This is a genomic window from Kribbella antiqua, from assembly GCF_004345665.1.
Taxonomy (GTDB): Bacteria; Actinomycetota; Actinomycetes; order Propionibacteriales; family Kribbellaceae; genus Kribbella; species Kribbella antiqua.
Window position 1 is genome coordinate 157,101 of record NZ_SLWR01000015.1, and the last position, 26,884, is coordinate 183,984.

The following is a 26,884-nucleotide window of genomic DNA, read 5'->3' on the forward strand; positions in this document are numbered from 1 at the left end:
CGGAGAATCGAGGGGAGCTCAGCGAGGGCCGAGCTCCAGGGGCTGGGTGCGGATCCAGCGGGTGGTGGTCTGCTGCCGGCCCATGGCGATCACGTCACCGGCCGGACCGGCTGAGAAGACGCGACTGCCGCTGTGCTGCCGGGAGGCGCCGACACCGCGCTGGACTTCAGCCAGCAGCTGGTTGACCCGCTTGCGCAGGTCCTCCACTTCGGACTGCAGCGCGAGGATGTGCCGGATCCCCGCCAGGTTGATGCCCTCTTCCTGGGACAGGTGCTGCACGTACCGTAGCTTCGCCACGTCGTACGCCGAATAGCGACGACCGCGGCCGGACGCCCGGCTCGGGGTGACAAGCCCGAGCCGGTCGTACTGGCGCAGTGTCTGCGGATGCATGCCGGCCAGCTGGGCCGCCACCGAGATCACGTAGATCGGGGTACGGTCGTCCCAGGTCGGCACCTGGCTGAACGGGATACCCATCACGAACTCCCGAACAACCCGGCCCGCAGGTCAGGCTGGTCCGACGCCGTGCTGAACTCCTGCAGCTTGGCGCGCTGCTCGTCGGTCAGCTCGTGCGGGACCTGCACATCGAGGGTGAGCAGCAGGTCGCCCTTGGTCCCGTCCCGGCGAACCGATCCCTTGCCACGGACCCGGAGCTTGCTGCCGTTCGCCGTACCGGCCGGGATTCGCACCGTGACGGGCAGGCCGTCCAGGGTCGGCACCTTGATCTCGGCGCCCAGCGCGGCTTCGGTGAAGCTGACCGGGACGTTGAGCGTCAGGTGTTCGCCTTGGCGGCCGAAGATCCGGTGCGGCTTGACGTGCACGGTGACGTAGAGGTCGCCCGCGGGGCCACCCCGTTCGCCGGCCGCGCCCTTGCCCTTCAGCCGGATCCGCTGGTTGTCCTGCACCCCCGCCGGGATGCGGACCTGCATGGTTTTGCTCGACTGGCCGCGGCCGGAGCCGTGGCAGGTCTCGCACGGCTGGTCGACGACCAGGCCGCGGCCCTTGCACTCGGTGCACGGCTCGGTCATGGCGAACACGCCGCCCTGGACCGAGGTCTGCATGCCCGTGCCCTCGCACTTCAGGCAGACCTTCGGCACCGTCCCGTACTTGGCGCCGGTGCCGCGGCAGGTCTTGCAGGGTTCGTCGCTGGTCATCCGCAGCGCCACGGTGACACCGTTCACGGCCTCGGCGAACTCGATCGTCGCCTCGGTCTCGATGTCCGCGCCGCGCCGCGGCCGGGCCGTCGACGTGGTGGTCGTGGTCCGGCCGCCGCCGAACATCCCGCCCAGGATGTCGCCGAGGCCGCCACCACCGCCACCGGCACCGCCACGGTTGAACAGGTCGCCGACATCGAAGTTGAAGCCGCCCTGTCCCCCGCCGCTGCCCGGCATCCGGAAGCCGCCGCTGCCGAAGAGCCGGCGCGCCTCGTCGTACTCCTTGCGCTTCTTCGGGTCGCCGACCACGTCGTACGCCTCGGAGACCTCTTTGAACCTGGCCTCCGCGGTCGCGTCGCCGGCGTTGGAGTCCGGGTGGTACTTGCGCGCGAGCTTGCGGTAGGCCTTCTTGATCTCGTCGGCATCAGCGGTCTTGGAGACGCCGAGAACCTTGTAGAAGTCCTTCTCGAGCCAATCCTTCGTGCTCATTCGACGCCTCCCCTCCCGCTGTGTCGTTTACTCCGCAGACGTGTCTGCGGACTTGTCGTCATCTGTGTTCTCCACCGGTATGCCGTCCTGCGCGGCGGCCTCGGCCGGGAGTTGCTCGGTCGGCTCCGAGACGGCCACCCGGGCCGGACGCAGGACCCGCTCACCGTGGCGGTACCCCGGCTGCATCACCAGCGTCGCCGTCGGCCCGTCCACCTCGTCGGAGTAGTTGTGCAGCAGGGCCTCGTGGATGCGCGGGTCGAAGGGGTCGCCCTTCTCGCCGTACTTCACCAGGCCGAGCTTCTCGGTGACCCGCTCGAGCGACTCGGCGACCGCCTTGAACGCGCCCTCCAGTTCACCCGCCTCGCGGGCCCGGCCGATGTCGTCCAGGATGCCGAGCAACTCGGTCAGCACCGAGCCGATCACCAGTTCGCGGGATGCCTCCCGGTCGCGGTCGACCCGGCGCTTGTAGTTGACGTACTCGGCCTGCAGTCGCTGCAGGTCCGCCGTACGCTCGGCCAGGGCCTCGGTCAACAGTGCCTCCTGGGCGGACGGGCCGATCAGGTCCGACGGGTCCTTCGGCGGCTGCGCTCCCGGGGTGCCCGGGGTGCCCGGTGCTGAGCCCGATCCTGGGCCGGCCGCGGGAGCCTCACTCGGCTCCCGCAGCGCGCCGGTGTCCGGGTCGATCCGGCGCTTGTCCCGGACGACGGGCTCACCGTCGCCGAACTCGCTGCCAGTCGGTCGATCCGTCACTTGTCCTCCGTCTTGTCCTGCGGCCGGTCCTCGTCCACGATCTCGGCGTCGACGACGTCGTCGTCGGTGCTGCTCGAGGCGGAGCTGTCGGTCCCGGCCTCCTCGGACGAGCCGCCGGCGGCCTGAGCGTTCGCATACATCGCGGCGCCCATCTTCTGGCTGGACTGGGCGAGCTTCTCCGACGCGGCCTTGATCGCGTCGGCGTCCTCACCCTCGAGCGCCTTCTTCAGCTCGGCGACGCCGTCCTTGACCTCGGTCTTGACGTCGTCCGGAACCTTGTCCTCGTTCTCGGACAGGAACTTCTCCGTCTGGTAGACGAGCCCCTCGGCCTGGTTGCGGTTCTCCACCGCCTCGCGGCGCTTGTGGTCCTCCTCGGCGTACTTCTCGGCGTCGCGGACCATCCGCTCGATGTCGTCCTTCGGCAGCGCCGAACCGCCGGTGACCGTCATCCGCTGCTCCTTGCCGGTGGCCAGGTCCTTGGCGTTGACGTGCACGATGCCGTTGGCGTCGATGTCGAAGGTGACCTCGATCTGCGGGACGTTGCGTGGCGCCGGCGGCAGGCCGGTCAGCTCGAAGTTGCCGAGCGACTTGTTGTCGCGGGCCATCTCGCGCTCGCCCTGGTACACCTGGATCATCACCGACGGCTGGTTGTCCTCGGCCGTGGTGAAGATCTCCGAGCCCTTGGTCGGGATCGTGGTGTTGCGCTCGATGATCTTGGTGAACACGCCGCCCTTGGTCTCGATACCGAGGCTCAGCGGGGTCACGTCGAGCAGCAGGACGTCCTTGACCTCACCCTTCAGCACACCGGCCTGCAGGGACGCGCCGACGGCGACGACCTCGTCCGGGTTCACGCCCTTGTTCGGGTCCTTGCCACCGGTCAGCTCCTTGACCAGGTCGGCCACCGCGGGCATCCGGGTCGAACCGCCGACCAGGATCACGTGGTCGATCTTCGACACGTCGATGCCGGCGTCCTTGATGACCGCCTTGAACGGAGCGCGGGCGCGCTCCAGCAGGTCGTTGGTCATCTTCTGGAACTCGGCCCGGGAGAGCTTTTCCTCCAGGTGCAGCGGGCCGGACTCGGTCAGGCTCAGATACGGCAGGTGGATGGTCGTCTCGGCCGCGGCGGACAGCTCGATCTTGGCCTTCTCGGCGGCCTCGGTGAGCCGCTGCATGGCCATCTTGTCGCTGGACAGGTCGGTGCCGTTCTTGTTCTTGAACTGGGTCACCAGCCACTGGACGATCCGGTTGTCCCAGTCGTCGCCACCGAGGTGGTTGTCACCGCTGGTCGCCTTCACCTCGAAGACGCCGTCGCCGATCTCCAGCAGCGACACGTCGAACGTGCCACCACCGAGGTCGAAGACCAGGATGGTCTGCTCGTGGCCCTTGTCCAGGCCGTAGGCGAGCGCGGCCGCGGTCGGCTCGTTGACGATCCGGTGCACCTTCAGGCCTGCGATCTCACCGGCCTCCTTGGTGGCCTGGCGCTGCGCGTCGGAGAAGTACGCCGGCACGGTGATGACCGCGTCGGTGACCTGCTCCCCGAGGTACGCCTCGGCGTCCCGCTTCAGCTTCTGCAGCACGAACGCGCTGATCTGCTGCGGGGTGAACTTCTTCCCGTCGATGTCCACGTTCCAGCTCTCGCCCATGTGACGCTTGACGGAGCGGATGGTGCGGTCGACGTTCGTGGTGGCCTGGCGCTTCGCCACCTCGCCGACCAGGACCTCGCCGTTCTTGGCGAAGGCCACCACCGAGGGCGTCGTACGCGCTCCCTCGGCGTTGGGGATGACGGTGGGCTCGCCACCTTCCAGTACGGCGATGACGGAGTTCGTCGTACCGAGATCGATACCGACCGCGCGGGCCATGTGCTTACCTCCACGAAGTTGAGTGATGCAGACTCAATGTTGCCGGTTCGCCGGTCGGGTTTCAAATCCCGCGGGAGGCAAACTTGAGTTCACCTGACTCAACATGACACACCGCCCAGGTCATTCCCAACCCGGACCCCGGATTCCCAGGGCTCACCCAGGGTCCCGCCAGGCCTTTCCCGGTACGGCGACGGGGTCATCCCGGTACGGCGACGGGCGCATCCCCGTGCGGCGGCCGGGTCGTTCCGTGCGGCGGCCGGCAATTGCACCCTGCCGCGGCAAGCGGTTTCCGTGGGATGGTGGAACGGTGAAACTCCGCCCCATGACCTCGGCCGACGACCCCGTCGTACTCGCGCTGAACGCCACGGCGGAGGGCCTGGTCGATCCACTCGGCCCAGACCGCCTGGACTGGCTCAAGCTGATCGCCGCGCACGCCGCGGTGGTCGAGCTGGACGACCGGGTGGTCGCCTTCGTGCTGACCTTCGCGCCCGGGTCGGCGCACGACTCGCTCGAGTTCCATTGGTTCGCCGAGACGTACGCCGACCGGTTCCTCCACCTCGACCGGATCGTCGTGGCGGAGGAACACCGGCGGCAGGGCATCGCGACGGCGGTCTACCGCGCGGTCGAACGCTCGGCCCGGCAGTTCGACCGGCTGGTCTGCGGGATCCGGTCCGACCCGCCCGACATCGCCGGCCTCGCCTTCCACGCCGGCCGCGACTTCGTCGAGGTAGGCAAACTCCGCCGCCCCGACGGCACGACGACAGCCCTCTGCTCCAAGGAACTCGCGACCGACTAGCGCCCCTCGCCCGCACCCGTTCGCCGCCCACCTTGAGCACCGGGCAACCATATTCGCCACGAAATGTGGTCGATCGGTGCCCAAGGTGTGTCTCTGGACCGAGAGCGAGCAGCGCTAGAGCTGCCGGATGTTGAGGAGTGCCCTCAACGGGAGGTCGTGGCGGAGCCGCGTGTCGGTGAGGCCGTCGACGACGCAGGCAGCTCCGATCCAGTGCGCGCCGCAGTCCTCGACCAGCGCACGAGCGGCCAGCGCGGTCGCGCCGGTGTCGGCCCAGTCGTCGACCATCAGCACCCGGTCACTCGACTTCAACAGCCCTCGCCTGAACCCGAACACGACGTGCCGATCCCGATAGTCCGGACCCGTCGTACGAAGCACCCATCGATCGCTGTCCGTCGCCGGCCCACAGTCCTTGCGCACCTCGACGAAACCGACGCCCAGCGCCGCCGCCGTCAACGCCCCCAACATCGCACCACGCGACACCGGCCCAATCACCACGGTCGGCGTCACGTCATACAACGCCCCCAAGGCAGGCCCAACCTCCCGCAGCAACTCGGCATCCCGCCACCACCCGGTCACATCGGCGTACGAACTTCAGACCCCCCGATCCGTCCGCCACACAAACGCCTCCCGCAACCGCACCCTCACCGCCGCTCCTCTGGACATGCCTCCAGGGTGATCGCTGCGCCCGTGACCCGCACCTGGTTTATGCGGACCGCCAGCCCCTCACAATGGCAGGCCGCGTGCCGGGCTCCCGTGTGGGGCGACCGCGAGGAGACGGTTGTGATGGGCTGGCGGTCCGCCTGTGGACAATCCTCGGCACGCCCGCAGCATTTCCGTCAGCATCGTCAGGTGTCTCAAGTCATCGACATCCTTCGCCGACGCGGGGGAACAGCGACGTTCGCCGAGCTACGCGTCTCCGTCTCCGGTCGCGCTATCCGCGGGGCGCTTGCCGACGCTGCGATCCTTCGTATCGCGAAGGGCGTCTACACGGTGCCGCCGGCAGCCGACCCGCTTGCCGCCGCACGCGCGCAGGGCGGAATCGTGTCGCACACGAGCGCCGCCGTTCTGCATGGCTTCTCCGTCCTCGACTTGCCGTCCAAACCACACATCACGGTCCCGCGCGGACAGCACCGACGGCTGAGCCGGGTGGACTGCGAACTGCACTGGGCGGACGACGTACCGTCTGATGGACGCTGTACGGGAAAGCTGCGGACAGTGCTGGATTGCGCCCGCACCCTTCCGTTCGCCGCCGCTCTTACCGTCGCAGACTCCGCCCTCCGGCTCGGCGCGATCGATCGCTCACAACTGCTGATCGCCGCTGCCGAGCTCACCGGCCCCGGTTCCCGTCGCGCCCGGCGAGTCGCCGCCGCTGCTGACGGCCGAGCGGAGTCGCCACTTGAGTCGGTGCTCCGCTCCATCCTGATCGAGGCAGGCATCGACGGCTTCGTACCTCAATTCCAGGTTCGGGACGGCAAGTTCTCCGCCCGGATCGATCTCGGCCATCCACGCCTCCTGATCGCCCTGGAGGCTGACAGCTTCGCCCACCACGGCACGCGGACGGCGCTGGCCCGGGATTGCCGGCGACATGTCAACCTCACCATCCGCGGCTGGCGGCTTCTCCGCTTCTCGTGGGAGGACGTGATGTTCGACCCGGGCTGGGTGGTGGACGTGATCCGGCAGGCGGTGGCCGGATCTCCAGGCCATCACAATTCAGGCGTCACCGACGTTACGAGCGGGGAACGGCATGCACTGGCGCTGTTGTGATGGCCTGGGCGTCCGGACCTCACACCGGCCGACCACCGATGAAGGTCTGGCTGACAAGGGGGACGGCGGGGCGGTAGGCGAGGTGGAGGTAGGACGGGGCGTCTAGGACGGCTAGGTCGGCTTGGGCGCCGGGGGTTAGGTGGCCGATGTCGGTGCGGCGGAGGGAGGCGGCGCCGCCGGCGGTGGCGGACCAGAGGGCCTCGGCGGGGGTCATGTGCATTTCGCGGACGGCTAGGGCGATGCAGAAGGGCATGGACGACGAGTAGCCGGAGCCCGGGTTGCAGTCGGTGGCCAAGGCAACTGTCACGCCGGCGTCTAGTAGTCGCCGCGCGTTGGGGTACGGCGAGCGGGTGGAGAACTCGACGGCGGGTAGGAGTCCGGCGACGACGCCGGTGGAAGCCAGTGCGTCGATGTCGGCGTCCGTGAGGTACGTGCAGTGGTCGGCCGCGGCCGCGCCGATCGAGCAAGCGAGCTGGACGCCAGGGCCTTCGCCGAGCTGGTTCGCATGCACACGGGCCTGCAGTCCGCGGGCCAAGCCGGCTTGGAGGATCGCCCGCGCCTGGTCCTCGTCGAAGGCGCCGCGTTCGACGAAAACGTCCACCCACTTGGCGTGCGGCGAAACCGCCTCAAGCATCGCGCCCGTCACCAGCGACACGTAGCCGGCAGGATCATCGGCGAACTCCGACGGTACGACGTGCGCCCCGAGATAAGTGGTCTCGTCGGTGAAATGACCCGCGATCTCCAGCGCACGCGCCTCATCCGCGACGGTCAATCCGTAGCCGGACTTGATCTCCACCGTCGTCGTACCTTGCCGTCGCATCTCGGTCACCAGCCGGGCGACGTTGGCGGTGAGCTGGGAGTCCGTCGCCTGCCGCGTCGCCGCGACCGTCGTACGGATCCCGCCTGCAGAGTACGGCGTACCGGTCATGCGCGCGGCGAATTCCTCGGCCCGGTCACCGGCGAAGACGAGATGCGAATGTGAATCGACGAAGCCGGGAATCACCGCGCGGCCGCCGAGATCCAGCGCGCCATCGGCCTCAGGCGCATCACGCCGAGAGCCCACCCAGGCGACCTTGCTGCCCTCGATCACCAGCGCCGCGTCCCGGACCTCGCCGAGCTGACCACCAAACGCGGGATCGTTGGTCACCAGCGAACCGATACCGGTCAACAGCAACGATGTCACGGGGCCTCCCGGCCTGGACTGAGGAGTGCAGGGAGCGAAGCGACCGGAGTGACGAGGGAAGGCCGGGAGTCAAAGCCCCATGACACGCCGCGCCGGAGGCGTGGCATCAGTAGAGTCATTCGGTCACCGCCGCGATCGAGGAAGCCAGTTCCGCTGCAACATCCAGCTTCAAATGTTTGCCATCAGCAACAAGATGAATGCCGCCAGCAACCACATCGGTGACATCGGCCGCCGACGCAGCGAAGACGGCGGTTTCAAGAGTGCCGCCGGTTCCCGCCGTACGCACGCTGTCCGTCCGTACGGCGACCAGGTCGGCCCGAGCGCCCACCTCGATCACACCAGCATCGTCGAACCCGAGCGACCGATGTCCGTCGACCGTCGCGGATCTGAGCAGCTCCACAGCGGTCCAATGCCCGCGCTCCTGGGAGGCGAGCCGCTCGTCCAGCTCCACCGCGCGCATCTCCTCGAACAGATCGATCACCGCGTGACTGTCCGACCCGAGAGTCAACGGCGACCCGGCTTCGCGCAACGCCACTGACGGTCCGATGCCGTCGGCCAGGTCGCGCTCGGTCGTCGGGCAGAAGCACGAGTACGTCGCCGACGTCCCGAGCAGACCGATGTCGCGCGAGGTGAGGTGCGTCGCGTGTACGGCGCTCGTCCGGCCACTGAGGAATCCCGCCTCATCGAGCAGCTGCGCCGGCGTACGCCCGTAAGCGTCAAGACAGGCAGCGTTTTCACCGACCTGCTCGGACAGGTGGATGTGCAAGGGCGCGTCCGGAAGAGCCGCTGCGACGGCGCCGAGCTGGTCCTGGGGCACGCCGCGGACCGAGTGGGCGGCCGCGCCGATCACCACATCATCAGCGGATGACAGCAGCGAGACCCGCGAGGCCCATGCCGCGGCGTCGCCGTCGCTGAAGCGTTCCTGCACGGAATTCAGGGGCTGGTCGATCCCGCCGGCGACGTAACATGTGTCCAGCAAGGTGATCCGGATGCCGACGTCGCGGGCTGCTGCGATCAACGCGGTACCCATGGCGTTCGGGTCGTCGTACCGCCGTCCGCCCGGCGCGTGGTGCAGGTAGTGGAACTCGCCGACGGCAGTGATCCCGGCGAGCAGCATCTCGCCGTACACGGCTCGCGCGAGCTGGTAATACGACTCCGGCGTGAGCATCGACGCGACGGCGTACATCTGCTCACGCCAAGTCCAGAACGTGCCGCGCTCGGTCTGCGTCCGGCCACGCAATGCGCGGTGGAACGCGTGGCTGTGGCAGTTCGCCAACCCGGGGACGACAAGTCCGTTCAATCGGACGGCATCACCTGGATCCGCGTCCACCTCCACACCCAAGAACCGCCCGTCTGCGACCGTCAGATGCACCCGCTCGGCGACTCCGGTGGGGAGCAACGCGCTCGAGCACCAGTACGACGTCACCGCGCAAGATCCTTCAGTACTGCGGCCAACGCGTCGACTCCGGCCAGACAGTCGTCCATCTCAGCGTGCTCGGCCGGCGAATGCGACACCCCGGTCGGGTTCCGCACGAACAGCATCGCGGTCGGCACACCAGCCGCCGAGAACACCCCGGCGTCATGCCCAGCGCCGGTCGGCAACACCGGCGCACCATCCAGTACGTCGACCAGCCGGTCCCGCAGCCCGGCAGGGAAGTCCACCACCGGCGACACCGACTCCGGCACCACCTCGAGCGTCGTACCGTCCCGCTCGGCGCGCTCTGTCGCCAACCGAGTGATTGCCTCTAGCAATGATCCTAGTGTCGCATCGTCCGCGGCGCGAGCATCCAGCCAAGCCGTCACCTGCGACGGTACGGCGTTCGTCCCGTTGGGCTCGACCGAGAGTCGCCCGAAGGTCGCGCGGGCGCTGGCTAGCCGGGCCTGCTTGTTCGCGGCCAGGGCGGTCATCGCGTAGGTGAGCATAGGGTCGTGCCGGTCTTCCATCAGCGTCGTCCCGGCGTGGTTGGCTTCACCGCCGAACGTGAAGCGGTACCGCCCATGCGGCCAGATCGAGCTCGCCACGCCAACCGGCGCGGTCAGCCCGCGGCCCTGCTCGACGTGCAACTCGACGAACGTCCCCATCCGTTCCAGCAACGGCGACGGCCCGACTCCGGCTGGATCAGTGCCGGCGGCCTCCAGCGCGGTCGCCAGCGAAACTCCGGCGCGATCCTGCAAGGCGAGAGCCTTCTCGGCCGGCAGTACCCCGGCCGCGATCCGCGATCCGAGACACGGCATCCCGAACCGCGACCCTTCCTCCTCGACGAACGCCCCCACCCCAATCGGCGCCGAAGGCACAAACCCCTCAGCCCGCAACAAGTCCACCGCCGCCAAGGCGGACACGACTCCGAGCGGCCCGTCGAAAGCCCCTCCATCGATCACCGAATCCAAGTGGCTCCCCGTGACGACTCCCGGTCGTAGGGCCGGTCCTCCGGCCGGACTGGAAGAAGAGCCCGTCGGATCTCCCGCCCCGCCGGACCGCAGGTCCGCTTGTCCGGCCGGCCCGGCGCCGGGCGTCCCGCCGGACCGGAGGTCCGGTGGGTTCCACCAGGCGATGAGGTTTCCGATGCCGTCGTGTTCCACCCGCAGGTTGCGGGCGGCGCACTGGTCTTCGAACCAGTGCGTCGCCGCGCGTTCTGTCGGCGTCCAGCCGCCTCGGCGGTAACCCCCGGTAGCGGGGTCGCGACCGATGGCGGCCAGCGCCGCCCACATGTCCTCGAAACTCAAGACAGCGGGTTCTTCGACAGCCAGTCCTTGGCGACCGCGTCCGCGCTCTCCTTGCCGACGTCGATCCGCTTGACCATGTCGGTCAGGTCGTCGGTGGTCAGCTTGGCCGAGACGGCGTTCAGCGTCGCGGCGATCGCGTCGGACTTGTGGTCGGTCCGGATCAGCGGGACCACGTTGTTCGGCGGGAGGATGTTCTCCGGGTCCTCCAGCTGGACCAGCCCCTCGTCCTTGATGATCGACTGGGTGGTGAACAGGTTCGTCACCTGGATCTTGTTGTCCAGCAGGGCCTTCTGGCTCAGCGGACCGCCGGCGTCGAGCGTCAGGTAGTTCTTGAAGTCGACGTCGTACTTCTCCTTCAGGCCCTTCAAACCGGCCGAGCGCACCTTGAACTCGGAGCTACCGCCCGCGACCAGGTCCTTCCCCTTGAGGTCGGCCAGCGACTTCAGGCTGTACTTGTCCGCGGTCGCCTTGGTCACCACGATGGTGTCCTCGTCGGCCGCCGGCGACTTGTCCAGGATCTCCAGCCCTGGCGAGACCGCCTTCTTCAGCGCGTCGTAGGCGCCGTCCTCGCTGGTCTCGGTGGAGTTCTTGTCGAAGTAGGCCAGCGCGGCACCGGTGTACTCCGGCACCAGGTCGACCGAGCCGTCCTTGATCGCGGCCATGTAGGTCTCGCGGTTGCCGATGTTCGGCTTCTTCTTCACCTCGATGCCCTTGGCCGCGAGCGCCTGGCCATAGATCTCCGCCAGCAGCTGGCTCTCGGAGAAGTCGGCGGAGCCGACGGTGATGCTCTTCACCTCGGCCGGCGCGGTGGTTGAGCCCGCGTTGCTGTCGCCGAGCTGGTCGCCGCCACCGCCGCAACCGGCCAGGCCGAGCACCGCCACCCCGGCGATCGCAGTACGGATGAGCGTGGATCTCAACACGAGAGCCTCCATTGTCTCGTCAGCCATCGACGGATGCCGATGGGTGGTTCGGTGGGGCGGAACAAAAGGTTCATCAGGTTCAGTTGACCAGGTACGTCGGACAGTTCAGTCGACCTTGAGCCCGTCGGAGACGGCGACCCGGCCGAGCACGGCGAAGAGCAGGTCCAGAGCGATGGCGAGCAGGGCCACCAGCAGGGCGCCGGTGAACATCTGTGGGAAGTCGCGGAGCTTCAGCCCGTCGACCACGTATCGGCCGAGGCCGCCGAGGGACACGAGCGCGGCGATGGTCGCGGTCGAGACGATCTGCAGGGTCGCGCCGCGCACCCCGGAGATGATCAGCGGCATCGCGATCGGGATCTCCACCTTGGTCAGGATCTCGCGACCGGTCATCCCCATCCCCCGGGCGGCGTCGATCGTGGCCGGATCGACACCGGACAGACCGGCGTACGTCGAGGCCAGGATCGGCGGGATACCGAGGGCGACCAGCGCGATCAGCACCGGCAGGAAGCCGATCTGGTCGGTCAGCAGTACGGCGAGCATCAGCAAACCGAGGCTTGGTAGCGCCCGGGCCGCGTTGCCGAGGTTGATGGCGAGGAACGCCCCGCGCCGGGTGTGCCCGATCCGCAGCCCGATCGGCAGCGCGATCAGCGTCGACAACCCGAGCGCGGCAAACGTGTACCAGAGGTGCTGCAGGATCCGGGCCCAGATCCCTTCCGGGCCGGACCAGTTGTAGGAGTCACTCAGGTATTCCCACATGTCAGGCCACCTCCACCGGCGGGGTGTGGATGACTCGGGCCCACGGAGTGAGGACCCGCTGCAGACCGACCAAGATCAGGTCCGCGACCAGCGCCAGCAGCAGTGACAGCGCCACGCCCACCACGACCGGGGTCAGGAAGTCCTTCTGGAAGCCCAGCGTGAACAGCTCGCCAAGGCCTCCGATACCGATCACCGCGCCGACGCTCACCATCGAGATGTTCGCGACGGTGACGACGCGCAGACCCGCGAAGATCACCGGTACGGCGATCGGCAGGTCGATCGCGACCAATCGATGCAGGGAGCCGTAGCCGACCGCGACCGCCGATTGCCGGACCTCCGCGGGTACGGACCGGAGCCCGTCGATCACGTTGCGGATCAGCAGGGAGACCGTATAGATGGTCAGCGCCACGACGATGTTCACCGTGGACAGCACCTTGGTGCCGAGGATCGCCGGCAGCACGATGAACAGCGCGATCGACGGCAATGAGTACAGCACACCGCCGAAGGCGATCAGCGGGTTCGCCAGCCAGGAGAACCGCGTGGCCACGTACCCGAGCGGCACCGAGATCAGCAGCCCGAGGATGACCGGGAGGATCGCCAGATAGAGATGCTCGCGCAACTGTTCCCAAATCAGCCCGAGGTTGTCGCCGATCCAGGTCATGATCGCAAAGCCTCCGCGACGATCACCTGGTCGACGATGCCGACGGCGCGGCCGTTGGCATCGATACAGACGCCCCAGCCGTTCGGTGACGTGAGTACGGCGTCCAGCGCGGCGCGCAACGAATCACCCTGCTTGTACACAGCGTTGACGGGCTGCACCTCGTGGTCCGTGCGCCAGCCGACCGGAGCGCCGGCGTCGTCCAGCACGAGCTCGGCCGGCAACGGCTTCACCGGCAGCTCGTCGGGATGCACGAAGGTGAGGGCGCGGTAGCCACGGTCCCGGCCGACGAAGTCCCGGACGAAGTCGTCGACCGGGTTGGCGAGGAGCTCAGACGGCGGCGCGAGCTGCGCCAGCTTGCCGCCGACCCGAAGGATGGCGACGTTGTCGCCGAGCTTGATGGCTTCGTCGATGTCGTGGGTGACGAAGACGATGGTCTTGCCGATGTCGCGTTGCAGGCGGAGGAGTTCCTCCTGCAGTTGGTTGCGGACGATCGGGTCGACCGCGCTGAACGGCTCGTCCATCAGCATGATCGGCGGGTCCGCGGCCAAGGCCCGGGCGACGCCGACTCGTTGCTGCTGGCCACCGGACAGCTGGGCCGGATACCGCTCGGCCAGCTTCACGTCGAGGCCGACGCGCTCGAGCAACTCCATCGCCGTCGTACGGGCCCTGCGCTTGTCCCAGCCGAGCAGCTTCGGCACGGTCGCGATGTTGTCGACCACGGTCTTGTGCGGGAACAGCCCGGCGTGCTGGATCACGTAGCCGATGCCGCGCCGCAGTGCGACCGCGTCTTTGCTGTTGATGTCCTCGCCGTCGATCGAGATGCGCCCGGAGGTGCGCTCGATGGTGCGGTTGATCATCCGCAGAGACGTGGTCTTGCCGCAGCCCGAAGGCCCGACGAACACAGTGATCTCATTGCTGGGGATCCGCAGGGACAAGGTGTCGACGGCGACGGTGCCGTCCGGATACTGCTTGGTGACGTCCTCGAACTCGATCATGGCGCCCCTTCGCGCTCGTCGTCGGTCGCCCGATCGACCCTAGCGGAACGAGAGACCGATGCCACGCGATTGAGCGGTATCTCGTTCCCCGGAAAGTGCACCATAGCGGTAGGGAATGCCACGGTCGCACTTAGTTGTCAGGATTCCTGCATCGGAACCCTGACACCCCGTTCCGCGGCCACCTCGGCCGCCTTGTCGTAGCCGGCGTCGACGTGCCGGATGACACCCATCGCCGGGTCGTTGGTGAGCACCCGCTCCAGCTTCTGCCGGGCCAACTCGGTGCCATCAGCAACCGATACCTGGCCGGCATGGATGGACCGGCCGATGCCGACACCGCCGCCGTGGTGGATCGACACCCAGGACGCGCCGCTGGCCACATTCACCATTGCGTTCAGCAACGGCCAGTCCGCGATCGCGTCCGAGCCGTCCAGCATTCCTTCGGTCTCCCGGTACGGCGACGCGACGCTTCCGGTGTCGAGGTGGTCCCGGCCGATCACGATCGGGGCCTCGAGTTCGCCCGAAGCAACCATCTCGTTGAACCGGACACCGGCCTTGTCCCGCTCGCCCTGACCCAGCCAGCAGATCCGCGCCGGCAGTCCCTGGAAGGCGACCCGCTCGCCGGCCATCTTGATCCACCGGGTCAGGTGCTCGTTGTCCGGGAACAGATCAAGGATCGCCTGATCCGTCTTGGCGATGTCGGCCGGGTTGCCGGACAGTGCCGCCCACCGGAACGGGCCCTTGCCCTCGCAGAACAACGGCCGGATGTACGCCGGCACGAAGCCGGGGAACTCGAATGCCCTGGTGTAACCGGCCTTCCGGGCCTCGTCGCGGATCGAGTTGCCGTAGTCGAACACCTCGGAGCCGGCGTCCTGGAAGCCGACCATCGCCTCGACGTGCTTGGCCATCGACTCCTGCGCCCGCTCGGTGAACCCGGCCGGATCCTTCTCCCGCGCGGTGGTCCAGTCCTCGAACTCGATCCCGATCGGCAGGTACATCAGCGGGTCGTGCGCCGACGTCTGGTCGGTGACCACATCGATCGGAGCGCCCCGCTGCAAAAGATCCGGGACGATCGTCGCAGCGTTGCCCAGGACACCGATCGACAACGGCTTCCGCGCCGCCTTCGCCTCCTCGGCCAGTCGCAGCGCTTCGTCCACGGAGGACGCGCGTACGTCGAGATAGCGGTGCTCGATGCGGCGCTGGATGCGGGACTCGTCGACGTCGATGCAGATCGCCACACCGTCGTTCATCGTCACCGCCAGCGGCTGCGCACCGCCCATGCCGCCGAGGCCCGCGGTCAGCGTGATGGTGCCGGCCAGCGAGCCGCCGAACTTCTTGTCCGCGACCGCGCCGAACGTCTCGTAGGTGCCCTGCAGAATCCCCTGGGTGCCGATGTAGATCCACGACCCGGCCGTCATCTGGCCGTACATCGTCAGGCCCATCGCCTCGAGCTTGCGGAATTCCTCCCAGGTGGCCCAGTCGCCGACCAGGTTGGAGTTGGCGATCAGTACGCGCGGCGCCCACTCGTGCGTTTGCATGACGCCGACCGGGCGGCCCGACTGCACCAGCATCGTCTCGTCGTCCTTCAGCGTGGTCAGCGTGCGTACCATCGCGTCGAACGAGTTCCAGTCCCGGGCCGCCTTGCCGGAACCGCCGTACACGACCAGTTCGTCGGGGTGCTCGGCGACCTCGGGGTCGAGGTTGTTCTGCAGCATCCGCAGTGCGGCTTCCTGCTGCCAGCCTCGGGCGGTGAGGGTGGTACCGCGGGGCGCGCGAACGGGACGGGGTCCGGACATGGGTGATCCAGCCTTTCTAGGACAGTGGGCCGGTGACGGCCTGGACAGCGGACAAGTAGGTGCCGTCGGCAACCAGCCGGACGGAGTGCTCGATCTCGGGCGCGAGGTGCCGGTCGGTTCCGGGCCCTTCGACGTACGCGCGCAAGGCGTCCCGTACGGCGGCGGTCGCCGGCGCCGGGGTTAGTGGTGCACGCAGGTCCAGCGCCCGCGCGGCGGTGAGGATCTCGATCGCCAGGACCCGCTGGAGGCCGTCGATCGCCTTGCGCAACTTGCGCGCGGCAGACCAGCCCATCGACACGTGGTCCTCCTGCATCGCGCTGCTCGGGATCGAGTCCACACTGGCCGGTACGGCGAGCCGCTTCAGCTCGGACACGATCGCGGCCTGCGTGTACTGCGCGATCATGTGGCCGCTGTCGACGCCGGGATCGTCGGCCAGGAAGGCGTTCAGCCCATGGTTCCGGGCCACGTCGAGGAAGCGATCGGTACGGCGCTCACTGATGCTGGCCACATCCGCGACCGCGATCGCCAGGAAGTCCAGCACGTAACCCACCGGGGCACCGTGGAAGTTGCCGTTCGACTCGACCCGGCCGTCCGGGAGTACGACGGGATTGTCGATCGCGGCTGCAAGCTCGTACCCGGCGACTGTGGCGGCATGCGCGGCAGTGTCGCGAGCGGCGCCATGCACCTGCGGCGAACACCTCAAGGAATAGGCGTCCTGGACTCGGTTGCACTCGGGGCCGCGGTGGCTCGCGACGATCGCGCTGTCGGCAAGGATCGCGCGCAGATTGGCGGCAGCGGAGGCCTGGCCGGGGTGGGGCCGCAGCGTTTGCAGATCCTCGGCGAAGACGCGGTCGGTGCCGAGCTGCGCCTCGACGCTCATCGCGGCGGCGAGGTCGGCGGTCTTGAAGAGACGGTCGAGGTCGGCCAGCGCGAGCACCAGCATGCCGAGCATGCCGTCGGTGCCGTTGATCAGCGCCAGCCCTTCCTTCTCCGCCAGCACGACCGGCGTCAAACCGTACGCTCTGAGCGCGTCGCCGGCCTCGAGAAGGTTGCCTTCGGCATCGCGCACCTGCCCTTCGCCGATGATGGCCAGGGCCACGTGCGAGAGGGGCGCGAGGTCGCCGGAGCAACCGAGGCTGCCGTACTCGCGGACTACCGGAGTCAGCCGGGCGTTGAGGAGTCCGGCGTACGCCTGAGCGGTCCCGACCTTCACGCCGGTGCGGCCGGTCGCCAAGGTGGAGAGCCGGAGCAGGGCGAGCGCGCGGACGACCTCGGTCTCGACCTCGGGTCCGGAGCCGGCCGCGTGCGAGCGGACCAGGCTGCGTTGCAGCTGGGCGCGCAACTCCGGCGCGATGTGCCGGGTCGCGAGCGCACCGAATCCGGTCGAGACGCCGTAATGCGGAGTGTCCGCATGCGCGAGCGCCTCGATCGCCGCCCGCGACTTGGCGATCTCCTCGAGGGCCTGGTCATCGATCCGGACCCTGGCACCATGCCTCGCCACCGCGACGACATCAGCGGCGGCCAGCGGCCCGACACCTACGATTACTTCGTTCACCCGAACATTGCACCGCGCGGCACCGGCAACCGACAGCAGCGCCGTGCACTTTCTGTCTCAGATCTGAGACTTAATTGGACCCGTCCGAGCACTAGAGTCGAGGAATGGTGTTCGAGATCCGGACAGCGGGGCCGGAGGATGCGGTAGGTATCGCCCGGGTCTGGGCGGCCGCGATGCCGCAATTGGTGAAAACGGCACGCGGTGTCGAAGCCGAACTGAAGATCGCCCGCAGCCGCATCGTGCTGATCGCGGTCGACGGCGAAGACGTGGTGGGTTACGGCAACGTTCACCTCCCTGCTCCAGACGAAACGGCACCAAGGGTGCGGATCGCCGTACAGGTTCCACCCGCCGTGCGCAGCCGTGGCATCGGCGGCGCTTTGGCCGACGCTGTCATCGCGGAAGCGTCGAACGCAGGCGCCGCGCGGCTGCTGGTCGTCGTCGGGGACGACGACGAATCGAAGGGGTTCGCGACCCGTCGTGGATTCACCATCAGCCGGCGGATGAGCCACTCGCAGGCCGACCTGACCACCGGGCCCACTGCGCTGCCCGCGCCTCACGGTCTGCGGATGGTCGACTACGGAGAGCTGGAGCCGCGGCAATTGTGGCTCGCCGAGGAGGCTGTCCGGCACGACGACCCGAGCGGACTGTCGACCGGACCGCAGTACGACGAATGGGTGCCGGCCATCTGGCACAACCCCGACCTGCGCCATGACCTCAGCATCGCGGTGCTCGACGGTGATCAGGTCGTTTCGTTTGCCAGCACGACCGCGGACCCCGACCGCGGGGTGATCTGGTCGAACCTGACCGGCACGATCCCGGCGTACCGGGGTCGTGGACTGGCGAAGGTGGCGAAGTCGGTGGCGCTGACGCGGGCGCGGGAGGCCGGGTTCAGTACGGCGTACACCGGGAACGACGCGGCGAACGCGCCGATGCTGGCGGTGAACGAGTGGCTCGGGTACCGGGCTTCATCGACCGTCTGGGCCGCGGAGAAGACGCTGTGATCCGCTCGGTGCTGGTTCTCGTCTTCTTCTTCGTGGTGTCGGCGGCCGTCGGGATGCTGGTCGCGACCGACGACGAGTACTTCGATTGGGCCGTCGGTGGTGGCTTGTTCGCGCTGGCGGTGGCCGGCGAGGGACTCCGGATCTGGCTGCGTCGCGGCCGGCCCAAGACCGGGGCGAAGAAAGACAGCACTCAATCGTCCGGAATCTGAGACAGGGCGGTTAGTCTGCCGTTGTGAGCGGCAACGTTCCCGCCTCGACCCGGACGCTGCGGGTGCTGACCTTCCTGGCGACCCAACCGGGGCCCGTACCGATGGAGCGCATCTCCTCCGCGGTCGGCCTGCCGCGCTCGTCGACGTACCACTTGCTGAGGGCAATGATCGACGAGGGTTTCGTGGTGCATCTGCCGGAGGAGAAGCGGTACGGCCTCGGCGTCGCCGCCTTCGAGATCGGCTCGGCGTACCTGCGCCACGATCCGCTCGAACGGCTGGCCCGGCCGCTCCTGGTCCAGCTGGTGGCGGAGGTCGGCCAGACCGCGCATCTCGGCGTACTGCATGGTCGGGAGCTCGTCTACCTGCTGAAAGAACAGCCGCCCCGCCCGGTCACACTCGTCACGGATGTCGGCGTACGCCTCCCGGCCACCCTCACCGCCTCCGGCCGCGCCCTGCTCGCCGAGCTGCCGCCGGCTCAGGTCCGTGCGCTCTTCCCCAGCCCTGATGCCTTCGTACGACGTACCGACCGCGGACCGGCCACCCTCACCCAGCTCCGGCGACTCCTGGCCGATGAGAAACGCCAGGGCTACGCCGTCGAGGACTCCTTCATCTCCCCCGGCGTCACCTCAGTCGCCAGCGCCGCCGTCGACCACGCCGGCCACCCGGTCGCCGCCATCAGCGTCACCTTCCGCACCGACGCCGTCCCCGTCTCCGACCGCCACCTCCTAGCCCACCGAACCCGCCAAGCCGCCACAGCCCTAACCCGCCGCCTCCACGGCTGACGGCCCTCCGCGAAGCCACCTGACTTCGGGGAGGGCCGTCGTGTTGTTGCCCGGGCCCGCGGCATCCACGTCGCGGGGTGGGGCACTACCAGGAAGATTTGGTGATGCCGGGGAGTTCGCCGCGGTGGGCCATGGTGCGGAAGCGGACGCGGGAGATGCCGGCTTTGCGGAGGTAGCCGCGGGGGCGGCCGTCGGCGACGTCGCGGTTGCGGACGCGGATCGGGCTGGCGTCGCGCGGGAGCTTCTGGAGCCTGAGTTGTGCCTCGCCGCGGGCCTCGAAGGACGAGCTTGGGTCCGCGATGATCCGCTTCAGTTCGGCCCGGCACTCGGCGTACAACGCCACCGTCCGCTTGCGCTGCTCGTTCTTCGCGATCTTGCTCGTCTTCGCCACTTAGCGCTCTTCGCGGAAGTCGACGTGCTGGCGGATCGACGGGTCGTACTTGCGCATCACCAGCCGGTCCGGGTTGTTGCGCCGGTTCTTCCGGGTCACGTAGGTGAACCCGGTCCCCGCCGTACTCCGCAGCTTGACGATCGGGCGGAGGTCGTTGCGCTTGGCCATGCTTTCCTTTCCTGGGTCACCGCGACCCTCGGTAGCGTTAACGCCGGCCGGGTAGCCGCTATTCCGGTTCAGAGTGTACGTTGTGCTGGTTATCGTTTTCAATAAGGCAGGAGTGCTGATGCTTCCGGTGACCTTGCTGACGGGTGTCGACGAGCCGTTCCGCGCCGCCGTCGCGGGCAATCTGCTCGCCGCCGCGGGACCGGGCGGCGTCCTCGTCGAGTACGACGTGAGCGGTCTGACCGGCGGGTCCGTGGTACGGACCGCGCGTACCGCCGGCGGCGTGATCGACCGCGACGTGATCCGGATGGGCCATCCCTGCGTCTCCTGCGCGATGCGCGGTTCGCTGGTCGAACTGCTGGTCAGCATCGCCGCAGTCGAGCGGTACGACGCCGCGATCGTGTCCGTCCCCGGCAAGGGGACACGCAGGCGCTGGCCGCGGAGATCGCCGGGGAAAGCGACCTAAAAACCGACGCTGTGATCACCACGGTCGACACCGGCACGATGGTCGACGACCTGACCGGCGACCAGCTGATCCAGGAGCGCGGCGTCCCGACCGCCGCCGAGGACGGCCGGGCCATCGCCGAGGTGATCGCCCACCAACTAGAGCACGCCCAAGCGATCGTCCTGAGCAGCGACGACGAGGCAGCCCGCGCTCTGGCTCACGCCCTCAATCCACAGGCGCTCGTCAAGACCACCCCGGCCGGACTGCTCGGCGTACGGCTGCCTGCTCCAGACGCTGAGCCCGGCTCGATTGTCGCGCCGCTGCACGACGACGGCCCGGTGCAGACGCTGATCTGGCAGTCCGACCGCCCGTTCCACCCCGAGCGGCTGTACGACGCCCTGGAAGATCTCGTCGCGGGTACGGCGCGCGGCCGCGGAACCGTCTGGCTGGCGACCCAACCGCAGAACCGGCTCGGCTGGGACAGCTTCGGCACGAACATCGCGATCGGCGTCCTCGGCCGCTGGCTGGCCGACCTCCCGGTCGAGCGCTGGCCCTCAGTTGGCCAGGCGCATCAGGCCCGGTCGGCGCTGGAGTGGCACCCGGAGTACGGCGACCGGGCGTCGTACCTCTCGATCACCGGAGTCGGGCTGAACGTCCGGGAATTACGGGACCGCCTGGATGGTTGTGTCCTTCGTGCGGACGAACCGGCCGGGGCACTGACCGATCCGTTCGCCCCTTATCTGGAAGGAAGTACGGCTGCATGAAGAACGACATCCACCCCGCGTACCGCCCGGTCGTGTTCCGGGACAAGTCCGCGAACTTCAGCTTCCTGACCGGTTCGACGCGCGAGAGCACCGAGACCATCGACTGGACCGACGGGAACACCTACCCGGTCGTCGACGTCGAGATCTCGTCCGCCAGCCACCCGTTCTACACGGGCCAGCAGCGCGTGATGGACACCCAGGGCCGAGTCGAGAAGTTCAAGAAGCGCTACGGGCAAAGCTGACCGCAGCCAGCGGACCTCGGACACGTTGTGGGGACCTCGGACATCTGATCAGATGTCCGAGGTCCCCATTGCATGTCTGAAGGCCGATCTGTCTCGGATCTCAGACGGCGGCGTGGGCGCGGCGCTTACTCCGATGGTGTCGTTAGACCCACACTGTGCACGTGGAGCCGGTGGAGATTTCGGGTGTCGGGCTGACGCCGCTGGAGGCTGTCGCGCTCGGGCAGCGGCGGACCGCCGTACGGCTGAGCGACGAGGCGCGGAAGCGGATGAGTGAGTCGGCCGCGGCGGTGGCCGAGGCCGCGCGACATCGGCCGGTGTACGGGCGGACGACCGGAGTCGGCGCCAATCGTGACGTACTGACCTCGGATCCTGAGCACGGCGCCCGGCTGCTCGGGTCGCACTCCACCACCGGTACGACGTCGTACCCGAAGGACGTGGTCCGGCTCGGGCTGCTGATCCGGGTCAACCAGCTCGCATCCGGCGGCTCCGGGCTGCAGCCCGAGGTCGCCGACGCGATCGTTACCTTGCTCAACGACGACGAGCTGCCGGACCTCCACCGAGGCGGCGCGATCGGGACCGGCGACCTCGGCCCACTCGCCGAACTCGGGCTCGCCCTGGGCGATGTCGTCGACGGTACGAGCGCCCTCCCCTTGCTCTCCAGCAACGCCATCACCTTGGCCGAGTGTTGTCTCGCATACATCGAGGCCGCCACGCTGATCAACGTCGTACCGCTGGTCGGAGCGCTGTCGCACGTCGCGCTGCGAGGCAATGCCGAGGTGTACGACGTCCGCGTGCACGAAGCGCGGCCGCAGCCGGGTCAGGTCCGGGCGGCGCGGCGGATGCGCGGACTGCTGGACAGCCTGCCGATCGTGCCGGCTCGAGTCCAGGATCCCTTTGGGCTCAGGGCGTTCGCGCAGGTGCTCGGTCCGGCCGTCGATCATGTGGATGTCCTAGGCAACAGTTTGCGGATCGACCTCAACGCGTCCGCGGAGAACCCGCTGGTGGCCGGCGACACCGTGCTGCACAACGGGAACTGGCACGCGATGCCGATCGCGCTCGCCCTCGACTCACTCCGGCTCAGCCTGCACAGCGTCGCCACCCTGTCGACCTCCCGCGTGGCGAATCTGGTCGACCCGGAGTTCACCGGGCTGAGCCGATTCCTGGCCAGTGGTGCCGAGGCGAGCTCGGGCGTCATGATGATCGAGTACGTCGCCCACGACGCGCTGGCCTCGGTCCGTTCATCCGCGCAGCCGGCGACCCTTGGTACGGCGACCTTGTCGCGCGGGGCCGAGCACCACGCCAGCTTCGCGCCACAGGCCGCCGTACTGACTGCACAACTCCTCGATGCGTTGAGAGAAGTCTTGGCCTGCGAGCTGGTGACCGCCGTACGGGCGATTCGCCTTGCAGGCTTGGAACCTGAGGACCTCGCTCCGGCCGCGGTCGGGCCCTGGCTGGCGGATGCCCTCGCCGCACTGCCCGGCGATCTGGCGGACCGGTCGTTGCGGGAAGACCTGGAGATCGCCCGCGGTCTGCTCACGCAGTGGGGCGACCGCCAGGTCGAGCATCCCGCCGAATCGGGCTAGAGCTGCTTGAGATCGAAGGCCGCGGCCATTGCCTTGAAGCCTTCGGCGTTCGGGTGCAGGTGGTCGCCGACGTCGTACGCCGGCAGCATCTTCGACGGGTTCGCCGGGTCGCGGACTGCCTTGTCGAAGTCGGCGACCGCGTCGTACTCACCGGACGTCCGGATCCACGTGCTCAGCGCCTGCCGGTCCGCTTCGCCCGCGGGCGTGTAGTAGCCCGCACCTTCGTACGGCGTCAGCGTCGCGCCGATCACCTTGAGCCCAGCCTGATGCGCCCGCTGGATGAACTGCCGATGTACGGCGATCAGGTCTGCCGGCTCTGTGGCGCCTCTGCTGTTGCCGATGTCGTTGATGCCTTCCAGCAATACGACGGTCCGTACGCCGGCCTGCCCGATCACGTCCCGGTCGAACCGCGCCAGCGTCGAGTCACCCGCCGTACCGGCGTTCTGCAGCAGGCGGTTGCCGCTGATGCCGGCGTTGAGTACGCCGAGCTCGCGGAAGGCCGGCTGGGCCAGCAGGCGATCGGCGAGCTGGTCCGGGTAGCGCAGGTTCTGGTCGATCGGCGAGACCACACCATCGGTGATCGAGTCCCCGAACAACACCACCGAGCCGCGCACCCGGCTCTTCACGTCAACGCCCTCGATGATGTACCGAGCCATCCCCGGGATCGCCTGGTACGACGACCCGTTGCCTGCCGCCTGGTCACCAGCGGCGGAGAAGCCGGTCGCGTACCTGGTCGGGTGCTGAGTCAGCGGACCGGTCGGGCCCGGGAAGTACGTGCTGATCACCAGGTCGGTGTCATCCGGTACGGCGATGCGCACCGGGTCGGACACCCACTCAGCACCTACTGGGATCGTGACCGACGGGCGCCCGCCGAACAGCACCGGAACCAGCGTGGCCGGGTCGAGTGTCGGCGTACCCGCCAAGTCAGCACCTCGCGGCGTGACCGTCACCTTGCCGACGACGAGCGGAGTCGTCCCGTAGACGTTGGAGAGCCGCAACCGCAGCTCAGGCCCACCGACTGATAGATGGGCAACCTGGCGGAGCGTGGTGTCGGTGACGCCAGTCGCTGACAGCCCCGTCGTACCGGGCGGGGTAACGGCAACGGCCCAGCTGCCGACCCAATCGGCCGGAGTAGACGCCGAAGCTGCCGGCGTCACTCACCGCCACCGTCACTCGGGTACGGTGCTCTTGATCGGGCAGAGAAGGGGCGTGGGTGTGACGACGAACGTAGAAGGCTTCGATCGGCTGGTCGAACCGTTCCGTTCGGAGTTGCTGGCGTACTGCTATCGGATGCTCGGCACGGTTCACGACGCTGAGGACTTGGTTCAGGACACGTACCTGAGGGCGTGGCGGGCGCGGGAGCAGTACGACGAGTCCCGTAGTTCGCTCCGGACCTGGCTCTACCGGATCGCGACGAACGCCTGCCTGACCGCATTGAAGGGCCATGGCCGTCGGCCATTGCCGTCGGGGTTGGTGGCCGAGTCGGAGCCGCTCGCTCCGCTGGTCCTGGGAGATAACGTGCCCTGGCTTCAGCCGTTGCCGGACTCGTTGCTGACCGGCGGTGATCCGGCCGGGGCCGTGATCGGCCGCAGCAGTCTGCGTCTGGCGTTTGCCGCCGCCCTGCAGCACCTGTCGGCGCGTCAGCGCGGTGCACTGATCCTGCGTGACGTGCTCAGCTTCTCCGCGGCCGAGGCGGCGGAGATCCTCGGCACCACCGTCGTGTCGGTGAACAGTTCGCTACAGCGGGCGCGTACCCGGCTGAAGGAGATCGGGATCCAGCACGAAGATGTCAGCGAGCCGCTCGAGGCCGAGCAGCGAGCCTGGGTCGAGCGCTACATGAAAGCGTTCATGAACGCCGACTTCGAGGGGCTCAAGCGGCTGCTCACCGAGGACGTGCTCATGGAGATGCCGCCGATGCTCAACTGGTTCACCGGGCCCGGCAACTACGGCCTGTTCATGGAATGGGTCTTCGCGAAGGCCGGAACGGACTGGCAGCTGAAGATCGTCGCCGCCAACGGCCAGCCCGGTTTCGCCGCATACCGGCGCGTCGGTGGCGGATACGAGCTGCACACGCTCCAGATCTTCACGGTCACCGCCGACGGCATCAGCCGGAATTCGGTGTTCCAAGATTCCGGGGTCTTCGCGGCCTTCGGTCTGGCGGCCAGACTCGACGCCTAGGGACTTGGCAACGTCGGGCGTCCAGTGCGGCCGGGGTGGTGGCTGGTCACGGACCTGGCGTGGGGGACCTGTCGGTGTCTGTTCCGACTGGACGCCGTACCGCCAGGAGTGCGGCTGAGCCTGTAGGCCGGCGAGGGCGTCGAAGGCGCCACGGGAGCCGTGGATCAGTACGCCTCAACATCTTTTTCGCGGGCGCGATGAGTTCCGGCTCCGCCGACGGTATGTATTCCCGAGTTCGCCGGAATATCCCGGGCGAACCGATCACAAGGGAGAATCCGATGTCAGACAGTCGTGCGGCAGACGAGGCCGCCATCCAGGCCGTACTGGTTGACTCCTACAAAGCGTGGGAAGCTGGCGACGCTGCCGGCATGGTCGCCAACTACACCGCGGACGCGACCGCCATCATCCCCGGCTCGCTCCGCGACAGCCGGGAGGTAATCCGCGAGAACATGGCCCTGGCCTTCGATGGGCCACTCAAGGGCAGCTCGACCTCCAACAAGCAGCTCAGCCTCCGCTTCGTCGGCAGGGACGCCGCGATCGTCATCAGCGAATCCGGCATCCTGTTCCCCGGCCAGACCGAGGTTCCGGACACCGGCAAGGTGAACGCGACCTGGGTTTTCGAGAAGCGGGACGGCCAGTGGCTGATCGCCGCCTATCACAACAGCCCGGTGCTGGCGCCGGCGCAGTGAACCTTCGCCGTAACCGGCGGTGAAGGTGTGTAGTGGCGCAGCGGCCTGACATCGCTGGCCCCGATGTTCGAGCGTGGGGTCGAACGGCGTGAAGCCCCAGGCACTTGTTGGAATGGTCGCCGCTTTGCTACCGGCGCAGCCCGCAATCGCCATTCGGCAGCTCCTCGCCGGTCAGAGACGGTTGTAGGCCTTCAACGTCCTGAGGGCGGCGACGGTGACGATGCCTCGGTAGGCGAGGGTGGAGGCTGGGCCTGGGGGTTCCCAGGTGATTGCCCAGCCTCCGTCGGGTTGCTGGTCGGTGATGAGGCGGTCCAGGTGAGCCTCGAGTTGGGCGTCGGTGAAGAGGGGGCGCCAGAAGCTGTCGGGGGCTGGGGCCAGGTGGAGTGGGGTTACGCCGTACGTCGGGTCGGCGGCGTCGGCCCGGAACCAGTTGAGTTTGGGGAGCCAGTCGCGGACCCGGTCGAGGTCGACGTTGTCGGTGTGCTCGAGGTACTCGAGGACCTCGTGCATGCCGTGGGCGTCTTCGGGGAAGCCGTTGGCGAGCTGTGTCGCGCACCAGGCGGCGGCTTGGTCGCGCCAGGGGTGTTCGACGCCGAGCTTGTGGAGTCGGCCGACGAGGCCGGCGGTCGGGTTGAGATCGGGCTGGTAGGTCCACTCGCTGATGTGCTCGGCCCGCGGGTAGTCCTCGACGATCGGCGCGCAGAGTGAGACGGCGCCGTCGGAGGTCGCGACCGACTGCAGCCAGTCGACGGCTCGGCGGATCATCTCGTCGTCGCGCGTACCGGCAGCCAGCAGGGTGTCGAAGGCGACCTCCACGTCCAGCGGGAGGCTCGCCGGGCATCGCTTGTCCGGCTCGAGGCCGTGACCGAAGCCGCCGTCCGGGTTCTGGTATCCGCGCAGCGCGTCGACCACGCCTTGTGGGTCGGCGCCTTCGAAGACGGTGGCGAAGAGGCGACCCTCGAGCAGCCGGGCGTCCCGCCGTACGAAATCACGACCTGCGGTGAAGATGTCCATGCCTCCACCTTGGCGCAGACCGCCG

The 26,884-nt window shown here is 68.3% G+C and carries 29 protein-coding genes; 11 read left to right on the forward strand and 18 right to left on the reverse strand.

Features of this window, described 5'->3' with window-relative positions:
• Window positions 1-18: 18 nt before the first annotated feature.
• From EV646_RS34435 to dnaK, 4 genes are read right to left on the reverse strand one after another with little or no spacing between them, the layout of a single operon-like run.
• The gene (locus tag EV646_RS34435; RefSeq protein ID WP_132156185.1) at window positions 19-474 is read right to left on the reverse strand and encodes a heat shock protein transcriptional repressor HspR; all 456 of its coding nucleotides are present in this window, start codon (window positions 472-474) and stop codon (window positions 19-21) included.
• Window positions 474-1,640, reverse strand: a complete 1,167-nt coding sequence (dnaJ, locus tag EV646_RS34440; protein WP_132156187.1) for a molecular chaperone DnaJ — start codon at window positions 1,638-1,640, stop codon at window positions 474-476. Before dnaJ ends, EV646_RS34435 begins: the two co-directional genes overlap by 1 nt.
• Before the next feature lie 27 nt (window positions 1,641-1,667).
• Window positions 1,668-2,390: a nucleotide exchange factor GrpE gene (gene grpE / locus EV646_RS34445; protein ID WP_132156189.1), complete on the reverse strand. Its 723-nt coding sequence runs from the start codon at window positions 2,388-2,390 to the stop codon at window positions 1,668-1,670.
• Window positions 2,387-4,249 (reverse strand): molecular chaperone DnaK, encoded by a 1,863-nt coding sequence (dnaK, locus tag EV646_RS34450; protein WP_132156191.1) that lies wholly within the window; start codon window positions 4,247-4,249, stop codon window positions 2,387-2,389. The genes grpE and dnaK overlap by 4 nt, the downstream gene beginning before the upstream one ends.
• A gap of 307 nt (window positions 4,250-4,556) precedes the next feature.
• On the opposite strand from dnaK, the gene EV646_RS34455 reads away from it, so the two are divergent.
• Window positions 4,557-5,045 (forward strand): GNAT family N-acetyltransferase, encoded by a 489-nt coding sequence (locus EV646_RS34455; protein ID WP_241996511.1) that lies wholly within the window; start codon window positions 4,557-4,559, stop codon window positions 5,043-5,045.
• Window positions 5,046-5,159: 114 nt separating this feature from the next.
• On the opposite strand, the gene EV646_RS34460 is transcribed toward EV646_RS34455, so the two are convergent.
• Window positions 5,160-5,621 carry a phosphoribosyltransferase family protein gene (locus EV646_RS34460; RefSeq protein ID WP_241996512.1) on the reverse strand — a complete coding sequence of 154 codons (462 nt, stop codon included), beginning with the start codon at window positions 5,619-5,621 and terminating at the stop codon, window positions 5,160-5,162.
• A 273-nt stretch (window positions 5,622-5,894) separates the two neighbouring features.
• Here EV646_RS34460 and EV646_RS34465 point away from each other — a divergent pair, with 273 nt between their 5' ends.
• Entirely contained in the window at window positions 5,895-6,809 is a 915-nt protein-coding gene (locus EV646_RS34465; protein WP_132156193.1) for a DUF559 domain-containing protein, read from the forward strand.
• 19 nt (window positions 6,810-6,828) lie between these two features.
• Here EV646_RS34465 and hutI read toward each other — a convergent pair whose 3' ends face one another.
• The 9 genes from hutI to hutH all read right to left on the reverse strand — a co-directional run bounded on the left by hutI (window position 6,829) and on the right by hutH (window position 17,396).
• On the reverse strand, window positions 6,829-7,992 hold the full coding sequence (gene hutI, locus EV646_RS34470) for an imidazolonepropionase (RefSeq protein ID WP_132156195.1): 1,164 nt from the start codon (window positions 7,990-7,992) through the stop codon (window positions 6,829-6,831).
• 115 nt (window positions 7,993-8,107) lie between these two features.
• Complete coding sequence (locus EV646_RS34475; protein WP_132156197.1) at window positions 8,108-9,418, reverse strand: formimidoylglutamate deiminase; 1,311 nt, start codon at window positions 9,416-9,418, stop codon at window positions 8,108-8,110.
• Complete coding sequence (locus tag EV646_RS34480; protein ID WP_132156284.1) at window positions 9,415-10,701, reverse strand: allantoate amidohydrolase; 1,287 nt, start codon at window positions 10,699-10,701, stop codon at window positions 9,415-9,417. Before EV646_RS34480 ends, EV646_RS34475 begins: the two co-directional genes overlap by 4 nt.
• A gap of 11 nt (window positions 10,702-10,712) precedes the next feature.
• Window positions 10,713-11,663 carry an ABC transporter substrate-binding protein gene (locus tag EV646_RS34485; protein WP_241996514.1) on the reverse strand — a complete coding sequence of 317 codons (951 nt, stop codon included), beginning with the start codon at window positions 11,661-11,663 and terminating at the stop codon, window positions 10,713-10,715.
• 78 nt (window positions 11,664-11,741) lie between these two features.
• The gene (locus tag EV646_RS34490) at window positions 11,742-12,392 is read right to left on the reverse strand and encodes an ABC transporter permease (RefSeq protein ID WP_132156199.1); all 651 of its coding nucleotides are present in this window, start codon (window positions 12,390-12,392) and stop codon (window positions 11,742-11,744) included.
• Window position 12,393: 1 nt separating this feature from the next.
• The gene (locus tag EV646_RS34495) at window positions 12,394-13,053 is read right to left on the reverse strand and encodes an ABC transporter permease (RefSeq protein WP_132156201.1); all 660 of its coding nucleotides are present in this window, start codon (window positions 13,051-13,053) and stop codon (window positions 12,394-12,396) included.
• Complete coding sequence (locus EV646_RS34500) at window positions 13,050-14,048, reverse strand: ABC transporter ATP-binding protein (protein ID WP_132156203.1); 999 nt, start codon at window positions 14,046-14,048, stop codon at window positions 13,050-13,052. Before EV646_RS34500 ends, EV646_RS34495 begins: the two co-directional genes overlap by 4 nt.
• Before the next feature lie 137 nt (window positions 14,049-14,185).
• Window positions 14,186-15,841: a urocanate hydratase gene (gene hutU / locus EV646_RS34505; RefSeq protein WP_132156205.1), complete on the reverse strand. Its 1,656-nt coding sequence runs from the start codon at window positions 15,839-15,841 to the stop codon at window positions 14,186-14,188.
• Between the two features lie 16 nt (window positions 15,842-15,857).
• Entirely contained in the window at window positions 15,858-17,396 is a 1,539-nt protein-coding gene (gene hutH, locus EV646_RS34510; RefSeq protein ID WP_132156207.1) for a histidine ammonia-lyase, read from the reverse strand.
• 104 nt (window positions 17,397-17,500) lie between these two features.
• Between hutH and EV646_RS34515 the strand changes: the two genes are divergently transcribed.
• Genes EV646_RS34515 through EV646_RS34525 form a run of 3 tightly spaced genes read left to right on the forward strand, consistent with a single transcriptional unit; the run spans window position 17,501 to window position 19,388 of the window.
• The gene (locus EV646_RS34515) at window positions 17,501-18,397 is read left to right on the forward strand and encodes a GNAT family N-acetyltransferase (RefSeq protein WP_241996515.1); all 897 of its coding nucleotides are present in this window, start codon (window positions 17,501-17,503) and stop codon (window positions 18,395-18,397) included.
• Window positions 18,394-18,606 (forward strand): hypothetical protein, encoded by a 213-nt coding sequence (locus tag EV646_RS34520; RefSeq protein WP_132156209.1) that lies wholly within the window; start codon window positions 18,394-18,396, stop codon window positions 18,604-18,606. The genes EV646_RS34515 and EV646_RS34520 overlap by 4 nt, the downstream gene beginning before the upstream one ends.
• A gap of 23 nt (window positions 18,607-18,629) precedes the next feature.
• Window positions 18,630-19,388 carry an IclR family transcriptional regulator gene (locus EV646_RS34525; RefSeq protein WP_132156211.1) on the forward strand — a complete coding sequence of 253 codons (759 nt, stop codon included), beginning with the start codon at window positions 18,630-18,632 and terminating at the stop codon, window positions 19,386-19,388.
• A gap of 85 nt (window positions 19,389-19,473) precedes the next feature.
• Here EV646_RS34525 and rpsN read toward each other — a convergent pair whose 3' ends face one another.
• Together rpsN and rpmG are read right to left on the reverse strand one after the other, a co-directional pair.
• A complete protein-coding gene (gene rpsN / locus EV646_RS34530) occupies window positions 19,474-19,779 on the reverse strand; it encodes a 30S ribosomal protein S14 (protein ID WP_132156213.1) in 306 nt (101 codons plus the stop codon).
• Window positions 19,780-19,947 carry a 50S ribosomal protein L33 gene (gene rpmG / locus EV646_RS34535; RefSeq protein ID WP_132156214.1) on the reverse strand — a complete coding sequence of 56 codons (168 nt, stop codon included), beginning with the start codon at window positions 19,945-19,947 and terminating at the stop codon, window positions 19,780-19,782.
• A gap of 118 nt (window positions 19,948-20,065) precedes the next feature.
• Between rpmG and EV646_RS40440 the strand changes: the two genes are divergently transcribed.
• The 4 genes from EV646_RS40440 to EV646_RS34550 all read left to right on the forward strand — a co-directional run bounded on the left by EV646_RS40440 (window position 20,066) and on the right by EV646_RS34550 (window position 22,978).
• Window positions 20,066-20,410, forward strand: a complete 345-nt coding sequence (locus EV646_RS40440; RefSeq protein WP_241996516.1) for a hypothetical protein — start codon at window positions 20,066-20,068, stop codon at window positions 20,408-20,410.
• A gap of 11 nt (window positions 20,411-20,421) precedes the next feature.
• The gene (locus EV646_RS34540; protein ID WP_241996517.1) at window positions 20,422-21,153 is read left to right on the forward strand and encodes a GTP-binding protein; all 732 of its coding nucleotides are present in this window, start codon (window positions 20,422-20,424) and stop codon (window positions 21,151-21,153) included.
• A complete protein-coding gene (locus tag EV646_RS34545) occupies window positions 21,150-21,395 on the forward strand; it encodes a type B 50S ribosomal protein L31 (protein WP_132156230.1) in 246 nt (81 codons plus the stop codon). Before EV646_RS34540 ends, EV646_RS34545 begins: the two co-directional genes overlap by 4 nt.
• Before the next feature lie 161 nt (window positions 21,396-21,556).
• On the forward strand, window positions 21,557-22,978 hold the full coding sequence (locus EV646_RS34550) for an aromatic amino acid lyase (protein WP_241996518.1): 1,422 nt from the start codon (window positions 21,557-21,559) through the stop codon (window positions 22,976-22,978).
• Here EV646_RS34550 and EV646_RS34555 read toward each other — a convergent pair.
• Window positions 22,975-24,135, reverse strand: coding sequence for an SGNH/GDSL hydrolase family protein (locus EV646_RS34555; protein ID WP_132156232.1), 1,161 nt, complete (start codon window positions 24,133-24,135; stop codon window positions 22,975-22,977). The two genes, EV646_RS34550 and EV646_RS34555, sit on opposite strands and share 4 nt — an antisense overlap.
• A gap of 58 nt (window positions 24,136-24,193) precedes the next feature.
• Here EV646_RS34555 and EV646_RS34560 point away from each other — a divergent pair, with 58 nt between their 5' ends.
• Window positions 24,194-25,156, forward strand: a complete 963-nt coding sequence (locus tag EV646_RS34560; protein WP_241996519.1) for a sigma-70 family RNA polymerase sigma factor — start codon at window positions 24,194-24,196, stop codon at window positions 25,154-25,156.
• Window positions 25,157-25,434: 278 nt separating this feature from the next.
• Window positions 25,435-25,845 (forward strand): SgcJ/EcaC family oxidoreductase, encoded by a 411-nt coding sequence (locus tag EV646_RS34565; RefSeq protein WP_132156236.1) that lies wholly within the window; start codon window positions 25,435-25,437, stop codon window positions 25,843-25,845.
• A 171-nt stretch (window positions 25,846-26,016) separates the two neighbouring features.
• Here the strand turns inward: EV646_RS34565 and EV646_RS34570 are convergent, their stop codons facing one another.
• Window positions 26,017-26,859: a hypothetical protein gene (locus EV646_RS34570; protein ID WP_132156238.1), complete on the reverse strand. Its 843-nt coding sequence runs from the start codon at window positions 26,857-26,859 to the stop codon at window positions 26,017-26,019.
• Window positions 26,860-26,884: the final 25 nt, after the last annotated feature.